This is a genomic window from Mucilaginibacter sp. (assembly GCF_028288105.1).
Lineage (GTDB): Bacteria > Bacteroidota > Bacteroidia > Sphingobacteriales > Sphingobacteriaceae > Mucilaginibacter.
On sequence record NZ_JAQBOI010000003.1, the window covers coordinates 16500 to 35962 of the forward strand.

General features: G+C 42.5%; 10 protein-coding genes. All 10 read left to right on the forward strand.

The window, feature by feature from the left end; genetic code table 11:
• Window positions 1–53 precede the first annotated feature (53 nt).
• Complete coding sequence (locus tag JWQ85_RS00190) at window positions 54–3209, forward strand: TonB-dependent receptor (protein ID WP_299462119.1); 3156 nt, start codon at window positions 54–56, stop codon at window positions 3207–3209.
• Window positions 3210–3236: 27 nt separating this feature from the next.
• Window positions 3237–4868 (forward strand): RagB/SusD family nutrient uptake outer membrane protein, encoded by a 1632-nt coding sequence (locus JWQ85_RS00195; RefSeq protein ID WP_299462122.1) that lies wholly within the window; start codon window positions 3237–3239, stop codon window positions 4866–4868.
• Window positions 4869–4888: 20 nt separating this feature from the next.
• Entirely contained in the window at window positions 4889–6007 is a 1119-nt protein-coding gene (locus JWQ85_RS00200) for a SusE domain-containing protein (RefSeq protein WP_299462125.1), read from the forward strand.
• A 64-nt stretch (window positions 6008–6071) separates the two neighbouring features.
• Window positions 6072–7283 carry a glycoside hydrolase family 76 protein gene (locus JWQ85_RS00205; protein ID WP_299462128.1) on the forward strand — a complete coding sequence of 404 codons (1212 nt, stop codon included), beginning with the start codon at window positions 6072–6074 and terminating at the stop codon, window positions 7281–7283.
• A gap of 42 nt (window positions 7284–7325) precedes the next feature.
• Window positions 7326–9692, forward strand: coding sequence for a GH92 family glycosyl hydrolase (locus JWQ85_RS00210; protein WP_299462131.1), 2367 nt, complete (start codon window positions 7326–7328; stop codon window positions 9690–9692).
• Window positions 9693–9774: 82 nt separating this feature from the next.
• A complete protein-coding gene (locus tag JWQ85_RS00215; protein WP_299462132.1) occupies window positions 9775–11004 on the forward strand; it encodes a glycoside hydrolase family 76 protein in 1230 nt (409 codons plus the stop codon).
• Window positions 11005–11023: 19 nt separating this feature from the next.
• Window positions 11024–12226 carry a glycoside hydrolase family 76 protein gene (locus JWQ85_RS00220; protein ID WP_299462135.1) on the forward strand — a complete coding sequence of 401 codons (1203 nt, stop codon included), beginning with the start codon at window positions 11024–11026 and terminating at the stop codon, window positions 12224–12226.
• 201 nt (window positions 12227–12427) lie between these two features.
• Complete coding sequence (locus JWQ85_RS00225) at window positions 12428–14599, forward strand: GH92 family glycosyl hydrolase (protein WP_299462138.1); 2172 nt, start codon at window positions 12428–12430, stop codon at window positions 14597–14599.
• Window positions 14600–14841: 242 nt separating this feature from the next.
• Window positions 14842–16539: a hypothetical protein gene (locus JWQ85_RS00230; RefSeq protein ID WP_299462141.1), complete on the forward strand. Its 1698-nt coding sequence runs from the start codon at window positions 14842–14844 to the stop codon at window positions 16537–16539.
• A gap of 73 nt (window positions 16540–16612) precedes the next feature.
• Window positions 16613–19291 carry a glycoside hydrolase family 78 protein gene (locus tag JWQ85_RS00235; protein WP_299462143.1) on the forward strand — a complete coding sequence of 893 codons (2679 nt, stop codon included), beginning with the start codon at window positions 16613–16615 and terminating at the stop codon, window positions 19289–19291.
• The last annotated feature ends 172 nt before the right edge of the window (window positions 19292–19463 follow it).

Here is a 19463-nt window from a genome sequence, read left to right on the forward strand (position 1 = left end):
TCTAATTAATAATAATAAACCTAAAATAAAATATAACTAATAAACCCAATGTTATGAGACTGAAATTATTACACAAATTAAAAAAACTTAAGTGGCTTTATAATAAGTCGCTGGTAGCCGGGCTGCTGGGTATTGCAGTACTGCCTTGTGGTATTGCCAATGCAAATGCGGCGGCTATAAAATACCCATACACAAAAAATGCTTTCGATATAACCGTAACCGGTAGGGTGTTAGATGATACCAATCAACCTTTACCTGGTGTAAACGTTAGTATTGCCGGTACAACTATTGGTACAGTAACAGATGTTAACGGCCGCTATAAACTTAATGTACCTGATGCATATGCAGGCAAAAGCCTTACGTTTTCATTCATCGGGTTTGTAAAGCAGGAAGTTGCCATAGCCGGTAAAAGCGAAATAAATGTTAGTCTGAAAGCTGACAACACCAGCCTTAACGAAGTGGTTGTAGTGGGTTACGGTACTCAAAAGAAAATTAATCTTACCGGTGCAGTAAGTACTATCAGTGCTAAAAATATAGAGAACAAGCCAGTATTGAACACCTTCCAGGCATTACAGGGCGAATCGCCCAATTTAATTATACAACAAAGTACCTTAGACCCGGGCAGCGATGTTACCGTGAATATAAGGGGAGTAGGTACCTTGGGCGATAACACACCTTTGGTAGTTATTGACGGGATTGTTGGCGGTAATTTAAATACCCTAAACCCAAATGATATAGCCAGCGTATCTGTATTAAAAGATGCGGGTGCGGCAGCCATATACGGTTCACGCGCTGCAAACGGTGTAATTTTAGTAACCACCAAAAGCGGTAAATTAAACTCAAAACCTTCTATTACCTATAATGGCAGCTACGGTTTGCAAGATGCAAAGGTACTTGTACACAAAGTAAATGCATGGGATAACGCTTACTATAAAAATCAGTCGCTGGTAAACTCTGGTTTGCCACCGGCCTACACACCAGACCAGATCCAGGCTATAAAAGACCAGGGTAATGGCACCTGGGATGTAGACCACTTGTTAAAACAAGCGCCCCTGCAGTCGCACAACGTAAGCATGAGCGGTGGTAGCGAAAATAGCTCCTACTATATATCTGCCGGTTACCAAAACCAGGGTAGTAACTTAATTGGTAATGGTGGTTCGGGTGCCGATTTTGGGTATCAGAAATATAACCTTCGTTTAAACCAAACATCTGTAGTAGGTAAATTCAGAGCTAACATTATCCTTAATTATACTAAAACACGTAACAAAACCAACAGCGTTGGCGACAACAACATATTTGCAGATGCCAACCGTGTGCCGCATAACTATAACTGGCAGGATGCAGATGGTAATTATTTAACTAACCCGGTAGCTTCGCAATACAACGAGTATGGTGTACTTGAAAAAGGTGGTTTCAACCAGGCTGATAATGATGAGATCTTCGGTGCGTTTAACGGTCAGTTAAGCATCACCAAAGACCTAAAATTAACCGGCCAGTTTGGTGGTACCGTTCAAAACAACGGCAGCTTTTACAGAAGAGTACAAGTTAACTATTTACCTGCAGGTGTGTATGGTGATGACAGGGCTGTATTAGATGGTAACAGCAAATCGTTATTGTTAAATACACAGGTATATGCCGAGTATGGTAAAAAAATAACTGATCATACCTTTAAGGTACAATTAGGTGTATCAAGTGAAAACTATAGCCAACGGGGCTTTACATTACAAAAAACATTAACCGATCCTTTACTGGGTACGCCCACAACAGGTACTTTAGTAGATGCTGTTAACTCTAATAATAGCATTGGTGTTAATTCAAACAGTTTGCTTTCTGTTTTTGGCAGGGTAAATTACTCTTACAAAGACAAATATCTTTTAGAAGGCGTGTTTCGTAACGATGCTTCATCAAAATTTGCAAGGGGTAACCGGGCAAGTTTCTTCCCATCGGTAAGCGCGGGGTGGATCGTGTCTGAAGAATCATTCATGCAGAATATTAAAAATACCGTGAATGCGCTTAAGCTAAGGGCATCATACGGTATTGTTGGGAACCAAAACGTAAACAACTATCAGTATCAAACTACTTACTTTAATTATGCCAGCGCATATGGGTTTGATAAATCCCCGGTTGGTGGTGCAGGTACTATGTTATCAAACCAAGACCTGACCTGGGAAAGGGCTGCGAGTTTTAACATTGGTTTAGATGTAGGCTTATTTAACGATAAGTTAACCGCAACATTTGAGTACTTTAATAAAACAACCAGTAATATTTTACAGCCAAGACAGGATATTCCGTTAATATTTGGCGCGGCATCTCCAGATTATAATGTGGCCAAAGTTAGGGCAAAAGGCTGGGAAGCTTCGTTAACCTATAACTTAAGAGGGCAAAATGTTACTCAAAGCTTTAGTGTGAACGTAGCAGACAACCAAAATACTTTATTACAGTTAACCGGCAATACAAAAGAGCAGATCTACAACCAGGATGTGTTCCAGTTAATAAGAAGAGTTGGCCAACCCGTAACCCAATATTATGGTTATGAAACAAATGGATTTTTCCAGAACCAGGCAGATATAGATAATTCTCCAAAAATGGCGGGCGCGAGTGTTCAGCCAGGCGATCTTAAATTTAAAGACCTGAATAACGATGGTATTATAGATGATAAAGATAAAGCCATATTGGGTAACCCTTTTCCACGCTATACTTTCGGTTTTACTTATAGGGTAGCCTATAAAGGTTTCGATATGTCATTATTCATCCAGGGTGTTGGCAAACGCGACGCATTCCTAAGGGGTGAGTTGGTTGAGCCGTTCCACTATGGTTATGGCGCTACCGTATACGAACACCAAACAGATATCTGGTCGCCAAGCAACCCGGATGCAAGATACCCGATACTGGCCAATATTGGTTCTCCATCAAATACCTACAACTGGCGTACCGGGTCAGATCTGTATAAGTATAATGCTGCTTATGCAAGGTTAAAGAATGTTAATATCGGTTATACATTCCCAACCCGTATCTCAAAGAAAATAGGCATGGAAAGATTAAGGTTATCCCTGATAGGGCAAAACCTGCTTACGCTTAGCAAACTGAACTTTATTGATCCGGAAACATCTGAGTTTGGTAATAACCTTAGTCCGTATTCGGCTTCAAACAGCGCCAGGCAATATCCAATGGCAGTCTTTTACGGTGCCGGAATTGATATAACTTTCTAAACAGATTCATATTTAAAACATATAAAAATGAAATTTTTAAAAAAGCTTTTGATCGTGTCTGTTGCGATAGTAGCAGTATCAGGATGTAAAAAACTTGATATTGCACCCACAGACAGATTCTCCGACCTTACCTTTTGGAAGGTGGACGCGAATGTGTACAACGCCTTATATAACAACTACGGTTTAATTTATAACAGCGCGTTAGTTTTTAATGCAGAGGCAATATCTGACAATGCCTATTCGCCAAGTGGCGACCTTAACATAATAGCAAGTGGTAATGCCACTTCGCTTACAGCAAAGTTTGAGGGAGATTGGGGGTTTTATTACTCAACCATAAAATCATGTAATATATTTCTGAAAAACGTTGATCAAAATACCACCCTTCCTGCTGCCACCATTGCCAGGCTAAAGGCCGAGACTCGTTTTATACGTGCATTCGAGCATTTTAACTTAACAAAATGGTATGGTGATGTACCTATTATGGACCATGATGGTACACCAGAAGAAGCACAGGTAGTACCGCGCTCCCCAAAAGCCACGGTAGTTAAATTTGTACTTGATGAGTTAGAAGCCGCTATCCCAGACCTTCCTTCAAAAGATGCGTTGCCTGAAGCAGAAAATGGCCGTATCACAAAAGGTGCTGCATTAGCTTTAGAAGCCAGGGTATTATTATACCAGGGCGACCGCATGGCAGATGTAGTAGCTATCTGCGAAAAGTTAATGAATGACCAGGGCACTAACGGCACATATTCGTTAGCCGGTAACTACAGCGCATTGTTTAGCGACCCAATAGTGAACAACACAAGTAACGAAAGTATCCTTTCTTTGCAGTATGTGCCAACTATACGTACATGGAATGACTTTTGGGATTTTGCGCCCAGAACTGTTGGGGGCCGTGTAAGCAGTATGGCGCCTACCCAGGAACTGGTTAACGATTATATTATGCTGAATGGCAAAGGTATAACCGAATCGGGTTCGGGGTATGTGGAAAGTAACCCGTATGTAAACCGCGACCCGCGTTTGACCGCTACTGTTGTTTACGATAGGTATACGTGGGTAAACGCAAATAATTCTACCAAAACTATCTACATAAAACCGGGTACAGATCCTGTTCAGCCTGGTCTGGACGAGTACAGCGCGGGTTCGCAAGCTGCATCGCCAACCGGTTATTACTGGAGAAAATATTTTGACCCAAGCGCGCTTGCGAATTTCGTATCGGGCAATAACCTGCATTTGATCAGATATGCCGAGATCTTACTGGATTACGCTGAAGCAAAACAAAGCCTTGGCCAAATGGATGCAACTGTTTGGAATAAAACCATAGGCGCGTTGCGTGCAAGGGCAGGTTTTACCGATGCTGGTGCATTGACCTATCCGGGTGCTGCTGATATGACTAACATCATCAGGCGCGAAAGAAGAGTTGAGCTTGCAATGGAAGGCTTAAGAACTGACGATATCCGTAGATGGAAAATAGCCGAAACAGTAATGAATGGCTACGCGCATGGCGCCAAATTCTCATCAGACCAAAGTACCGATAACGGCTACATAAGGGCACAGTCAAGGAAATTTAATGCTCAGCGTGATTACCTGTGGGCAATACCAGCAAACGAAATTAACAAGAATGGTAACCTTGGTCAAAACCCGGGATACACCAATTAAAACTAAAAAATTAGAGAGATATGAAAAATCTGATCAGGCTGGGAAGCATAATGCTGCTGGCCATAATTTCAATCACATCCTGCAAAAAAGAAGGAAGGCCATTAAACCTTAACTTAACTGCTGTAGGCAATTTGGCTTCGCCGGATGATAATACCAATGTGGTGCTCGACCCTACAAGTGATGCAAGCGTATTATTTAAATGGGACGCTGCAACAGACACGGATGGCGGCCTGGTACTATATGAAGTTGCCTTTGATAAAGAAGGCGGTGATTTTAGTAAGCCGGTGTATAAAGTAGTATCTGATAAAGGTGGGGTAGATACACAAATTGCGCTTACCCATAAGGCTCTGAATAAAATAGCTAATACAGCAGGTATAGCAGCTTCAAGCACGGGTAAGTTAAAGTGGACGGTTATCGCGTCAAAAGGTACGAATGTAAAAATTGCTTCGGTTTCAAGGACCATACAGTTAGATAGGCCTGCTGGATTTGCTGAAAACCCTACAGAACTTTACCTTACGGGTTCGGCAACTGAAGGAGGCACTGACCTAAGCAAAGCGGTTAAATTAAAGCAAACCGAAGATGGCGTTTTTGAGATCTATACCTCGTTAACTGCCGGTGATTATATCCTTACCGATAAAAACACCGATGGTGGCAAACAGTATTATATTGAGAATGGCATTATTAAAGCCGGCAGTACCCCCATTACAGTTAGCGGCGCTAAAAAAACATACCGCCTAAACTTTGATTTTACCTCGGCTACTTCAAAATCAATGGAGATACAATCAATTGGTTTATATATGTCGGCTTATGGTACCGAGATAGGTACACTTAACTACATTGGTAACAGCACATGGGAAGCGCCAAGGGTTGATGTTGAATTTTATCAATTCTCGTGGGGGCGCGATGAGCGTTATAAGTTCATAGTCCACACTGCGGCAGGCTTGGAGTACATTGGAAGCAGTAATGCTAACAACGACCCGCCAGCAGGCAAACCGGCTTCTTATTTTTACGTATGGCCTGTAACAAACGATCAATGGAACAATACCTATAAGTTTGATCCATCTGCCGACAGGGCAAATGTTAAGGTTGATGTAATGTTTAAACCTGATGCTTACACGCATAAAGTAACGGTAAACTAAACCGCTGCTCATAATTTACGCACCTGCAGCCTAAAGCTGCAGGTGCTTTATAAATTCTATTATCATGAAGAAAGTACTACTTGGGCTGGCCGTTGTAATTATAATGGCGTCGTCGTGCGGTAAGAGTAATGTAACGCCGAAACCTCCGGGTGGAGGTGGTGGAACGCCCCCTCCTGATCCGCCAGCAACTACATCATACCTTGACCTAGCAAAGCAAACACGCAGTTTTGTTACCAATAATTTTCTAACCTCCAGTTTTAGTTATCGTGCAAACACCACTACAAACGCCAATAGCTGTTTTGAATGGTATAATGTAAGCCAGATCTATGCCGATGCTGCTTTAGTAGCTGCCGGTGATGCAACTGTCCTGCCATACATGAACAAAACTTTTCAGTTTATGGAAGGCTTTTGGGATAAGGCAGACCTGCGTGGCGGTTACTTTGCATCGGTTAACCTGAATGGTACCGGTGCGGGTGGCGATAAATTTGTTGATGATAACGGCCTTACCGGCATGGTTTACCTGGAAGCTTATGATATAACATCAGGCGGCGATAAACAAGCCTATTTAGATAAAGCCAAAGCATGTGCCGACTGGCTGATAAACAGCGGGCTTTGGGATACTACCTATGGCGGCGGTTTTTGGTGGAACACATCAAAACCTAACAAGCCATCACAATCAAACGGTGTTGCCATGCAGCTATTCGCGCGCCTATACACCATAACCGGCAATACCGAGTACCGCGATTGGGCAACAAAGGTGAATAACTGGTTGCGCAACAATATGCTCGATTCTTCAACAGGCCTGTATATATGGATGATAGATGGCACAGGTGCAGGTACCAAACACACCGAGAAGTTCACCTATGATAATGCGATAATGATTGAGGCCGATATACTATACGGCAAGGCCATGAACGATGCCAGCTATCTTGCAAAGGCACAGGCGATAGGTAATGCTATGAACACGGTTTTATGGAACTCTGCCTACAAGGGTTATATATTTAATACCGACCCAAGCCAAACACGTGTAAACCCTGCCTGGTGTGGTTGGGGAACGCAGGGTATGATAAGGTTATATGAGCAGGATAAAAATGCTAAATGGCTTACGTTTGCGCAAAATAATATTGATGCGTTAAACAAGGCAGCCCGTAATAAAGATACACATGCTTACTATTTTTTCTCGGGTTTTGCGGGTGATAACCGCTCGCCTGAGATAGAGGGTGTTGACCAGGCCTGGATGCAGAGGATACAGGCCATGATGTCTAAATATAAATAAGAAGATCCATCGCGGGTAATGCCGCTATTTAAATATATCTACATGAAAATAAAGTTCAGTTCCGGTATTGCTTTAGTCGCGATGTTACTGGCATCGTGCAGTGTAAAGCGCGAAAGTGTTTCAAAATACGTCGACCCTAATATTGGTACGGCGCACAGTCGCTGGTTTTTTTATACACCTGCCGCGGTGCCGTATGGTATGGCTAAGCTGGCTCCGTCTACCAACGGGCATTATGGCAACCCATCGGGCTGGGAAGCGGTGGGTTATGATACCCGCCAAAACTCGATAGAAGGTTTTGTGCATTTTCATGAATGGCAGGTAGGTGGTGTAAGCTATATGCCAACTACCGGCACGCTAAAAGTAAGGCCCGGCGATCTGGAAGGCCCTAACACGGGTTACCGTTCAAAATTCGAGCGCAAGAACCAGGTTGCCGAACCCGGTTATTACAAGGTTTTGCTGGATGATTATAAGATCACCGCCGAGCTTACCGCTACCAAAAGGGTGGGCTTTCAGCGCTATACTTTTCCTAAAAACGAGCTGTCGCACATTATACTGGATATTGGCAATAAGCAGGGCGAAAGCGGCGAAGTTACCGATGCCGGCATAAAAATGATTGATGATACTCACTTTGAAGGCTTTGTAAGCACTTATCCAAAGTACGTAAAAATATATGACCCGCAAGGTAAGGTGGATATGTTCTTTTACGGCGAGATAAGCAAGAAACCCGCAAGCATTTCTTCTTTTGTGGGCGATGATGTGAAGGAAAACAGCACAAGTGCTGCCGGTAAAGGCGTCGGCCTTGTGTTAAACTATCAAACTACTGATAACGAAACCATAGAAGTTAAAACGGGCTTGTCATACACCTCTATCGCTAACGCGAAGAATAATTTTACTGCCGAGGCTACCGGCCTGTCATTTGAGCAGGCCAAAGCAAAGGCACAGCAAACCTGGGAGCAGCAGCTTGGTAAAATTACGGTTGAAGGTACTGATGAGCAAAACAAAATCAAGTTTTATACCGGCCTGTTCCATGCACTGTTGGGTAGGGGCATAGCCAGCGATGTTAACGGCGCTTATCCAAAACATGGCGGCCTAACCGGGCAGCTACCTGCGCAAACAGATAAAAATCTTAAAGCCGAATTTATCAATACTGATGCCATCTGGGGTGGTTTCTGGAATATTACCCAGCTATGGTCGCTATCTTACCCGGAGTGGTATGGCAGTTTTGTAAATACGCAATTACAGCTTTATAAAGATAAAGGCTGGTTTGGCGATGGTGTTGCCAACAGCGAATATGTATCGGGTGTGGGAACGAACTTTGTAGGCCTTGCCGTTGCAGGTGCTTACAATGTTGGTATCCGAAATTATGATGTTAACCTGGCTTACGAAGCTGTAAAAGGTAACGAATTTAATTATAAGAACCGTGCTGTAGGCTCGGGTAAAATGGATACCAAAGCGTTTTTAGATCATGGTTATGTGCCGTTTTTAGATCAAACAGGCAGAGATTTCGTTACCGACTCTACCGGTTCTAATTTTTCGGGTTCGCATACTCTAGAGTATAGCTATAGTGCGTTCGCAGCGGCACAAATGGCCAAAGCAATGGGTAAAACGGATGATTACAATAAGCTCATTAAATACTCGAACGGGTGGAGGCAGATCTTTAATCCGCAGAATAAACTGATGCAGCCCAAAAGGGCAAACGGTAACTTTATAGAAAAGTTTGACCCATACCAGCCCTGGAGAGGTTTCCAGGAAGGTAATGCCGTGCAGTATACTTTTTATGTGCCGCAAAACCCGGCCGGGCTTATCGATGCTATTGGTAAAGATAATTTCAATAAAAGATTGGACAGCATTTTTACCGTATCAGAAAAATTAGGCTTTGGCGGTGGCAAAACCATCGACGCGTTTGCCGGTATCAACTCTATTTACAACCACGGTAATCAGCCAAATCTGCATATCAGCTGGTTATTCAACTTCTCGGGCAAACCATGGTTAACCCAAAAATGGACGAGGCTGATAGGACAGGAATTTTATGGTACCGAGCCTATCCACGGTTATGGTTACGGGCAGGACGAAGATCAAGGCCAGTTGGGTTCATGGTACGTGATGAACGCTTTGGGTTTATTTGATGTGAAAGGTTTTACAGATCTGAGGCCTATTATAGAATTGGGCAGCCCGTTGTTTGATAAAGCAACAATTACTTTGGGTAATAACAAAACGTTAACCATCGAAACAAAAAATAATTCGAAGGATAACGTTTACATCCAGTCGGCAACATTTAACGGAACGCCACTTGATAATTGCTGGTTATACCGCGATGAGTTGATGAAAGGTGGCAAACTAATATTCACTATGGGGAGCCAGCCAAACACAGCATGGGGCACAAAAACACCGCCGCCATCGGCACAATAAATCATTTAGCTGGGCATGTGAGAGAGCATAAATAAAAGATGTTATAAACGGATTCAATTAAACCTAATATAAACCTTTACTTATGAGAACAAATCAAGTTACAAGAGTGCTTTCGGCATTTCTTATGCTAAGCATTGTATTGGCTGCCTGTAAAAAAGACCAGGCGCTTTCTACAAAAAGTACTATTGATGAAACCACAGCGGTTAAAGAGCTCAAAGCTCAAAGCACAAGCTCGGCCTATTATCTAAAAGCCCAGGAGACACACAATTTTGTGTACGGTAATCTGCTTACAACTTATAACAGTTATAAAGTAAATACCACAACACAAACTACTACCGCATATGAGTGGTACAACGTTAGCCAGATCTACGCCGATGCTGCTATGGTGAAAATTGGCAACACGGCATATGCACCTTATATGAATAATGCATTCGCCTGGATGAATAACATGTGGGATGGAACCAGCCCTACGGGTGGGTATTTTGCAGCAGCTAATGTGAACGGAAGTGGGGCAGCCGGAGATAAATATACTGACGATAATGCTTTATCGGGCGTAGCTTATCTTGATGCCTATGACGTTACCACGGGTACAACGCAAACAAATTATTTAAACTCGGCAAAAGCATGCGCAAATTGGCTCATGAACAGCGGCCAGTGGGATAGTACCTATGGCGGCGGCTTTTGGTGGAACACTATAAAAGAGAGCAAGCCAACCCAAACCAATGGTTTGGCGCTACAATTGTTTTTACGCCTATACCAAATAACCGGCCAAACCTATTATAGGGATTGGGCTATTTCTATTAAAAATTGGCTGGTAGGTAATATGCAGGACGCATCAACCGGGTTATATATCTGGAAGATTGACGGCGCGGGTTCCGGTACTAAACACACCGAAAAATTCACCTACGATAATGCCATTATGATTGAAGCATTTTTGCTTTACGGCCAAATTATGGCGGACAACAGTTATGTAACAAAAGCGCAAAACCTTGGCGGAAGCATGAACACAACCCTATGGAACAGCACTTACCATGTGTACATATTTAATACTACCGATGGAAGGATAAACCCGGCATGGTGCGTATGGGGATCGCAGGCTATGATCAAGCTTTACCAGAGGGACGGTAACACCGCCTGGCTTGATTATGCCCAACAAAACATTGATTATATGAATACCAAACTGCGAAATACCACTAATCTTGGATATTACCATTTTTGCAATTTCGACGGAAGTAGTGTGGAAACAAGGCAAGAAGGAGTTGACCAGGCATGGATGCAACGAACACAGGGATTGCTGTCTGATTATAGATAATACAATAGTAAAAATGAATATGAATTTAAAATACAACTACTTACGTGCTTTATTGATAATCCCGGTTGTTTTAACTGGCGGTTTTCAAACTTCATCAGCGCAGCAAAACCTGTCTGCTGAATATCAAAAACGTGCCGAAAGCATGTATTCCAATGTTTGGAAACGTTACCGTGTTCCCGCTCAGGTGGGGCTGTTCTCTGAGAATTATCCGTCGAACGAAAAAGATACACTTAATTATTTTCAGGGGGCCGGTGTTAAAGAAAAGGAAGTAAGCTTTTTGTGGCCGTTCTCGGGTGTGTTTTCGGCTACGAATGTGCTTATGAAAGTTCCTTCTTTAAAAGCTAAATACAAGCCTTATCAGGATAGTTTGGTAATGGGTATCGAGCAATACCGCGATACAGTTCGTAAGCCTGCAGGTTACCAGGCCTACCCGGTAAAGTTTGAGAAAACCGACAGGTATTATGATGATAATGGGCTGGTAGGTATCGATTATATGGAATCGTATTTCAATACTAAAAACCCACTGTATCTACAGCGCGCTAAGGATGTTTTTAAGTTTATATTAAGCGGATGGAATGATGATGTGGGCGGTGGTGTAACCTGGCTGGAAGGCCATAAAGACCAGAAGCCTGCCTGTACAAACGGTATGGCTACGCTTACCACTTTAAAAATTTACGAGGGCAGCAAGGATAAATATTATCTGGAGCAAGGGAAGAAGTTCTATAAATGGATGTATAATACCCTACGCGATTCTACAGGTGTAATTGTCAATGATGTAAAGCTGGATGGAAAGCAGAACCGCACGTTTTATACCTATAATACAGGCTCGTTATTGGAAGCTGCGGTGATGTTGTACAAGTTTACCGGCGAAAAGCAATACCTGGATCAGGCAAAGCAATTAGCGAGGGATAGCTACAAGCACTTCAGCAATGTACCGCATTATAAAAACTTAACGCTGCAAATTGATCTGCCGTGGTTTGTTACTGTGTTATTCCGTGGTTACGAAGCCTTATATAAAGTGGACGGCGACTACCGGTATATAGCCGCTATTGAGAAGGACTTGAACTACGCATGGCAAAATTCGCGAGACCAGTATGGCCTGACAACCAACAGCTGGACACCTATACCTGCCGAGTTAAAGAAACCCAAATGGCTTTTAGATGAAGCCTGTATAGCGGAGCTTTATGCCCGCCTGAGTATCCTGCAAAAGGAGAAGAAGTAGCAATTTATGGATAAGTTGGTTAATATATGCGCCCACCGGTAGTGAGAGCCGGGGGCGCTTTTTTTAATAATAACTGTTCCCCTCAATTGTCTTGAACATATGTTAAAAAAGAATTTGTTTAATAATAGTTTCTAAATAGTGAGACATTATATATTTTACGCAGCTAAATCAATTAAGCATGCCTAAGATTAACACAAAATCATGAAATACGAGATCAAAATGAAAAACAAGATCAAAATTATATCATATTTAATAGCAGTTATCCTGCTTTCATCCCACGCTTTAACAAAAGCGCAGCAAGTAAAATATACACGATACGTAAATACCTTTATTGGTACCGCGCCGCTTAATGATCCCAAAATACTTGGTTATGAATTACCAAAAGGTTGGCGGTCATGGGCCGGCCTTACGTTCCCGGGAAGTTCGCTGCCCAATGCTATGGTGCAACTAAGCCCAATGACAGCATATGGTTCTGGTGCCGGCTATCAGTATGAAGATTCAGTAATTTTGGGCTTTACGCATACCAACAAAGGGCATTGGAACCTTTGTAATATCCCGATTCTTCCCATGTCTAATCCGGGCAGCAAATTCGGTTCAAAGTTCAGTCATCAAAAGGAAAGCTCGGCACCCGGCTTTTACCAGGTTTATCTGGATGATTACAATGTAAAGGTGAGTTTAACCTCTACATTAAGAGCCGGATATCATAAATATGAATATAAAAATGGTTCAAACAGGCAAATACTATTTGACCTGGGTAAGGCCAACAGCAGGGTATCAACATGGAACATTGAGCAGGTTGGTGATTCAGCTTTAAAGGGCTTTCAGGGTGGTGAGAATATTTACTTTTATGCCGAGCTGAACACTAAAATTAACAAGTTAGATAAAACAGACGAGGGAAAGCGTACAGGTTTTGCCATTGTGCATTTAGCTGATGGTGGTACAGCGCCTGTAGAACTTAAAATAGGGCTTTCGTTTGTGAGTGCAGAAAATGCAAAGCAAAATCTGGAAAAGGAGATAGGCAACAAAACTTTTGATGTTATCCGTGCAGAAGCAACCCAAAAGTGGGAGAATATTTTATCATCTATTCAGGTAGAGGGGGGCACAGGGAAGCAAAAGCAAATGTTTTATTCCTGCCTTTACCGGTCGTTCCTTTGGCCGGCATTACGCAGTGATGTAAACGGAGAATTTAAGGATGCTAAAAAGAACATAGCGAAAGCTGATTTTAATTACTATACAGAGCCATCGTTATGGGATACTTACCGTAATAAGGACGTGCTTTTAGGGCTGATTAGTCCACAGGTCACACTTGATGTTATTAAATCAATGAAGGATGTGGGGGATAAAACCGGGTTTATACCTACCTTTTTTCACGGTGATCATGGCGCTTCCTCTATTGCAGGCGCTTACCTCAGAGGGATAGATAAATTCGATATAAAAGGTACTTACCAATTACTATTAAGAAACGCCAATATTGAGGGCGGAAGCCGTCCGTTTATTACCGAATACATTAAAAAAGGTTATATATCTGATCCTGATATTGCGCATCCCGAGGTAGAAACGAAGGCCAAAGCGGGTGTTTCAAAAACTCTGGAATACTCTTACGATGACTATTCGGTTGCTCAGATCGCAAAAAAATTAGGCGATACGGCCAATTATAGAATTTTAATGGCGAGATCAAAAAACTACAAAAATGTATTTGACCCGTCGACCCGGTTTATGAGGGGCCGGTTAGAGAACGGCGATTGGATCAAAAACTTTAACCCCCAGCAGCCTTATTATGAATATATGTACAGAGAGGCCAATGCCTGGCAGGTGTCTTTCTTCGCGCCACATGATATGCCGGGTTTAATTAGCTTATATGGTGGGCCAAAAAAGTTTGAAGCAAAATTAGATTCGTTATTCACTTTGCCATGGAACCCTAACTACATTGCCAGAAATGTGGAAACCATGATAGGACAGTATTGCCAGGGAAACCAACCAGATCATGAAGCCCCTTTTGCCTATACATTTATTGGGAAGCCGGAAAAATCACAGAAGGTAATTGATTATATTTTAAATAACTTATATGGTATAGGTAAGGAAGGCCTGGAGCTTAGCGGAATGGACGATGCCGGCGAAATGTCTTCATGGTATGTATTTAGTTCGTTGGGTTTGTATCCGTTTTCGGCTACAGATCCCAAGTATATAGTAACCGCCCCGCTTTTTGATGAAGTAAAATGGAGAACCAGCAACGGTAAATTGCTTACTATAACCAAACCCGGAAAGGGCAGAGGGATCACATCAATAAAAGTTAACGGGAAGAAAGTTAATGGGTATTTCGTGTCGCACGACCTGTTTAAGCAAGGCGGTAAAATTGCAATTATTACAAAATAACGGTAAAGTCTGATCGCTATTTGATAAGCCACAAATGAAATACATTTGTGGCTTTTTAGTAGAATGAAGCCGGACGTTTGATCCGAATACGGTAGGGTAAACAGACAGGTACAGTTACTTCCGTGTTTATGTTTTAATTTGGTATTTGCATCTTTCCAACAAGCATTGGAACAACCTAAAGAATATTTAATGGCATTTATATCTTTTAACTTTAATAAGATTTTTCAATCTATTAACATCGTATGATGATATACATAAAAAAATCATCTGCTTTACTAATGGCGGGTGCAATATTAGTGCTATGCTCATTTAGTCTTGTTACCCGGGTAGACAAAACTCCCGTAAAGGCAAAAGTTAAACCCAAAATTGTAAATATTGTGAACTTCATTCGCCTGCTGGAGCCAAGAGACCCAAAGGTGACAGAAGATGTATTATATCAAACCGTGGTAAAACAGGTAGAGATCATGAACAAGTACAAGTTGCGTGGCACTTTTTTACTACAGTACGATGCATTGATGGATGCACGTTATCAGAAGTTACTTAAAAGCTTACCTGCCGGCTCGTTTGAAATTGGCGCGTGGTGGGAGATCCCGCAGCCTATGGTTGAAAAGGCCGGCCTTAAATGGCGGGGAAGGTATCCCTGGGATTGGCATGCCAATATTGGTTTCTCAACCGGTTATACACCCCAGGAACGCGAAAAGCTGGCAGATGTATACATGCAGGATTTTAAAAAGATATTCGGATACTACCCAAAATCAGTTGGTTCATGGTTTATTGATGAGCACACCTTAAATTACCTTTATCAAAAGTATAAGATCGTAGCATCAAGCAACTGTAAAGACCAATATGGTACCGATGGTTATACTCTTTGGGGCGGTTACTGGAACCAGGCTTACTACCCCAGCAAAGTAAATTCTTACATGCCGGCACAGCATGCAAATAATCAGATCCCTGTTCCTATATTCCGTATGCTGGGCAGCGATCCGGTAAGGCAGTATGATACAGGGTTCGGCACAACCTGGCAAGGTGTAATAACACTTGAACCCGTTTATCCAAAAGCAGGCGGAAGCGCCGAATGGGTTAACTGGTTCTTTAAGCAACTGGTAAACGGTGAATCAATGGAGTTTGCTTACACCCAGGCCGGGCAGGAAAATTCTTTTACCTGGGATGCCATGTCAAAAGGGTTTGAGATACAGATGCCCGTTATCGCGAAATTAAGGGATGAAAAGAAACTGAAGGTAGAAACCTTACTTGAATCAGGTACATGGTTCCGTAAACATTATAAAATAACGCCGGCCACCTCCATCACAGTTAATGAAGACCTTGGAAACAGCGACCGGAAAACGGTTTGGTTCAACAGCCGGTTTTACAGGGCAAACCTGCTTTGGGAAAAAGGCACGCTTCGTTTCAGGGATATCCATTTGTTTAATGAGAAGCTGCCATCTGATTATCTGACCAAAAAAGTGGAAACCAACGTATGTTCATTTTATACATTACCATTTGTTGACGGCTATCTTTGGAGCACACCCAAAGACATTGCCGGGCTAAGATTCAAAACAGTGGAAAATGGCAAAGAAGTACTATTAACAGGCGGCGACCCTAAAGTCACTAATCCAGCTGCGGGGAAACTGCATATTGCATGGCCGCTTAAACCAAGTAATGGCACTCTTACTATTGACCTGGATGAAAAAAAGGTGGTCATTAAAGTAACGGGTAAAGCATCGAATAACTGGTTCCTGGATCTTAACGTAGCCGGAAAAGCAGATCTGCCGTTCAAAAAAATTGCCGGTTCGGCTATCAGTTGTCAATTTAAGGGGCTCGATTATCGGATCAGCACACCTAACGGGAGTTTTTCCAAGCCAAACGATAGTGACATATTCCGCGTAAAACCAAACGCGAATGTTTTGACACTGAATTTTGCCGATAGCGAAGTAAATTAAAAACACACCTTATTTGTACTTTCGAATTAACTTTAATTCCATAACGATATTTACACCCTTTTCTTAAACCTACATGAGTTTGAAATTTTCGTTTACTTGCCTGGTCCTTTTAATAAGTTTATTTAGTCAAAAAATAACAGCACAAACCAGTGCACATGCTATAAATCTTAATTGCGAGCATTTATACAACCCACTGGGCATTGATGTAACTAACCCCAGGCTTACCTGGATGCTGGATGACAGGCAAAATGGTGCCCGGCAATCGGCCTACCAGTTAACTGTTGGTACAGATTCGGCAGCTATTGCCTCTGGCCGGGGGATAAGCTGGAGTACCGCAAAAATTGCTTCTTCTGAAAATCTGGTAGCTTACAAGGGCAAACCCCTGCAGCCATTTACAAAATACTATTGGCGCGTACAGCTTTGGGATCGCCAGGGAAAGAAGATAACGCCATCGGCCCTGGCAAACTTTGAGACAGGGATGATGAGCCAGCGCAATTGGAAAGGTGCATGGATAAGCGATGGCAAAAGTGTTGACGCAAAGCCGGCACCTTATTTCAGGCAAACATTTAAAGTAAACAAAAAAATAAGATCAGCAAAGGCTTACATCGCGGTGGCCGGTTTATACGAAATGTATATCAACGGTAAAAAAATTGGGAACCATCGGTTAGATCCCATGTATACACGGTTTGACAGGCGTAACCTATATATAACTTATGATATTACAGCCAATTTACAGGACGGTAAAAATGCCATTGGTGTATTGCTTGGCAATGGCTGGTATAATCACCAGTCATTAGCTGTCTGGAACTTTGACCGTGCGCCCTGGCGACAAAGGCCTGCTTTTTGTCTTGATCTGAGGATAACTTATACAGATGGGTCAACCGAGGTTGTCTCTACTAATGATTCCTGGAAGACACAATCTGGCCCTATCATCTTTAACAGCATTTATACCGGCGAGCATTACGACAGCCGGTTAGATATGCCCGGATGGAACACTGCCGACTTTGATGATAAAAGCTGGAAAGAGGTGATGCTTCGCGCAGCGCCATCTAAACAAATTGTAAGCCAAACCATGCATCCTATCCGTAACGTGGAAGAGATAGCGGCCAAAAGTATCGTCAAATTTGACGATACCACCTATGTGTTAGATATGGGCCGCAATATTGCCGGTGTTACAAAGGTGAAGTTAAATGGAGAAAGCGGAACAATAGTGAAAATAAAGCATGGTGAAAGGCTTTACAAAAATGGCCATGTAGATATGTCGAACATAGATGTTTACTACAGGCCTAAGGATAAAAACGATCCTTTTCAAACCGATATTGTAATATTGAATGGAAAAGGGCCGGTTGAATTTATGCCCAAGTTTAACTACAAGGGCTTTCAGTATGTAGAGATCACGAGCAGCAAACCGCTTACGTTAAACAAGGAAGATGTTACTGCCTATTTTATGCACAGCGACGTGCCTGCTGCCGGCAGGGTTAGTTCATCAAATCAGTTGATAGATAAATTATGGGCGGCAACCAATAGTTCTTACCTGTCAAACCTTTTTGGTTACCCTACAGATTGCCCGCAACGCGAAAAGAACGGGTGGACAGGTGACGGTCATTTTGCTGTAGAAACCGGCCTGTATAATTTTGATGGCATCACTATTTATGAAAAGTGGCTGGCAGATCACCGGGATGAGCAGCAGCCAAACGGCGTGCTGCCGGACATCATCCCTACGGGCGGTTGGGGATATGGCACGGCCAACGGCACCGATTGGACAAGTACAATCGCTATTATCCCATGGAACCTTTATATGTTTTATGGCGATAACAGGGCATTATCTGATAACTACAGCAATATAAAAGCTTATGTTAATTATGTTGAGAGCATAAGCCCGGCGGGGCTTACAACCTTCGGCCGTGGCGATTGGGTTCCTGTTAAGTCATCATCATCTTTAGAGTATACCTCATCAATTTATTTTTACGTAGATGCTAATATCCTGGCAAAAGCAGCCAAACTTTTCGGTAATCAGCAGGACTATACCTATTACAGCACGCTGGCAGCGAAAATTAAGCAGGCCATCAACAATAAATATTTTAATAAACAAACCTGCCTTTACGGCAGCGGCGTACAAACCGAACTAAGCATGGCACTGCAATGGGGGATAGTGCCCGACCAATACAGAGCCCGCCTTGCCGAAAATCTTGCTAAACGGGTTGCGGCAGACGGTATGCACCTGGACGTTGGTGTATTGGGTGCTAAAGCCATTTTAAATGCCCTAAGTGATAATGGCCAGGGCGAAACCGCCTATAAATTGGCTGCACAGGATACTTACCCTTCGTGGGGATGGTGGATAGTGAACGGCGCCACTACACTGTATGAGAACTGGGATATAAATGCAGCCCGGGATATATCACTAAACCACATGATGTTTGGCGAAATTGGCGGCTGGTTTTTTAAGGGATTGGGCGGTATAAAACCTGATGAGCAGCACCCCGGTTTCAAAAATGTACTGTTACAGCCTAATTTTGTTACCGGCCTTAACTTTTTTAACGCCAGTCATGATGGCCCTTACGGTAAAATTGTTTCTTCGTGGGTAAGATCAGGTAACACTATCACGTATAATATTACTATACCGGCCAATTCATCCGCTACCGTACGTTTCCCGGGTAAAGCTGATGCAAAGGTGTATTTAAACGGTGCCCTGATCAATGTAATCGGGGGGTATAAAATAAATGCCGGATCGTATAAGTTTGAAATAAAATAAAATGATCGCCGGAATTGGGCATGCTATTTAAATAAAAGACTTACCAAACAGATTTGACGATATTTATATCATGAAAAACTTCCTTAAGATCCTGCATATAGATGAATATTCATTAACACCTTATTACAGGCAGTTATGCAATGCTATATTACAGGGTATTAATGATAAGCTG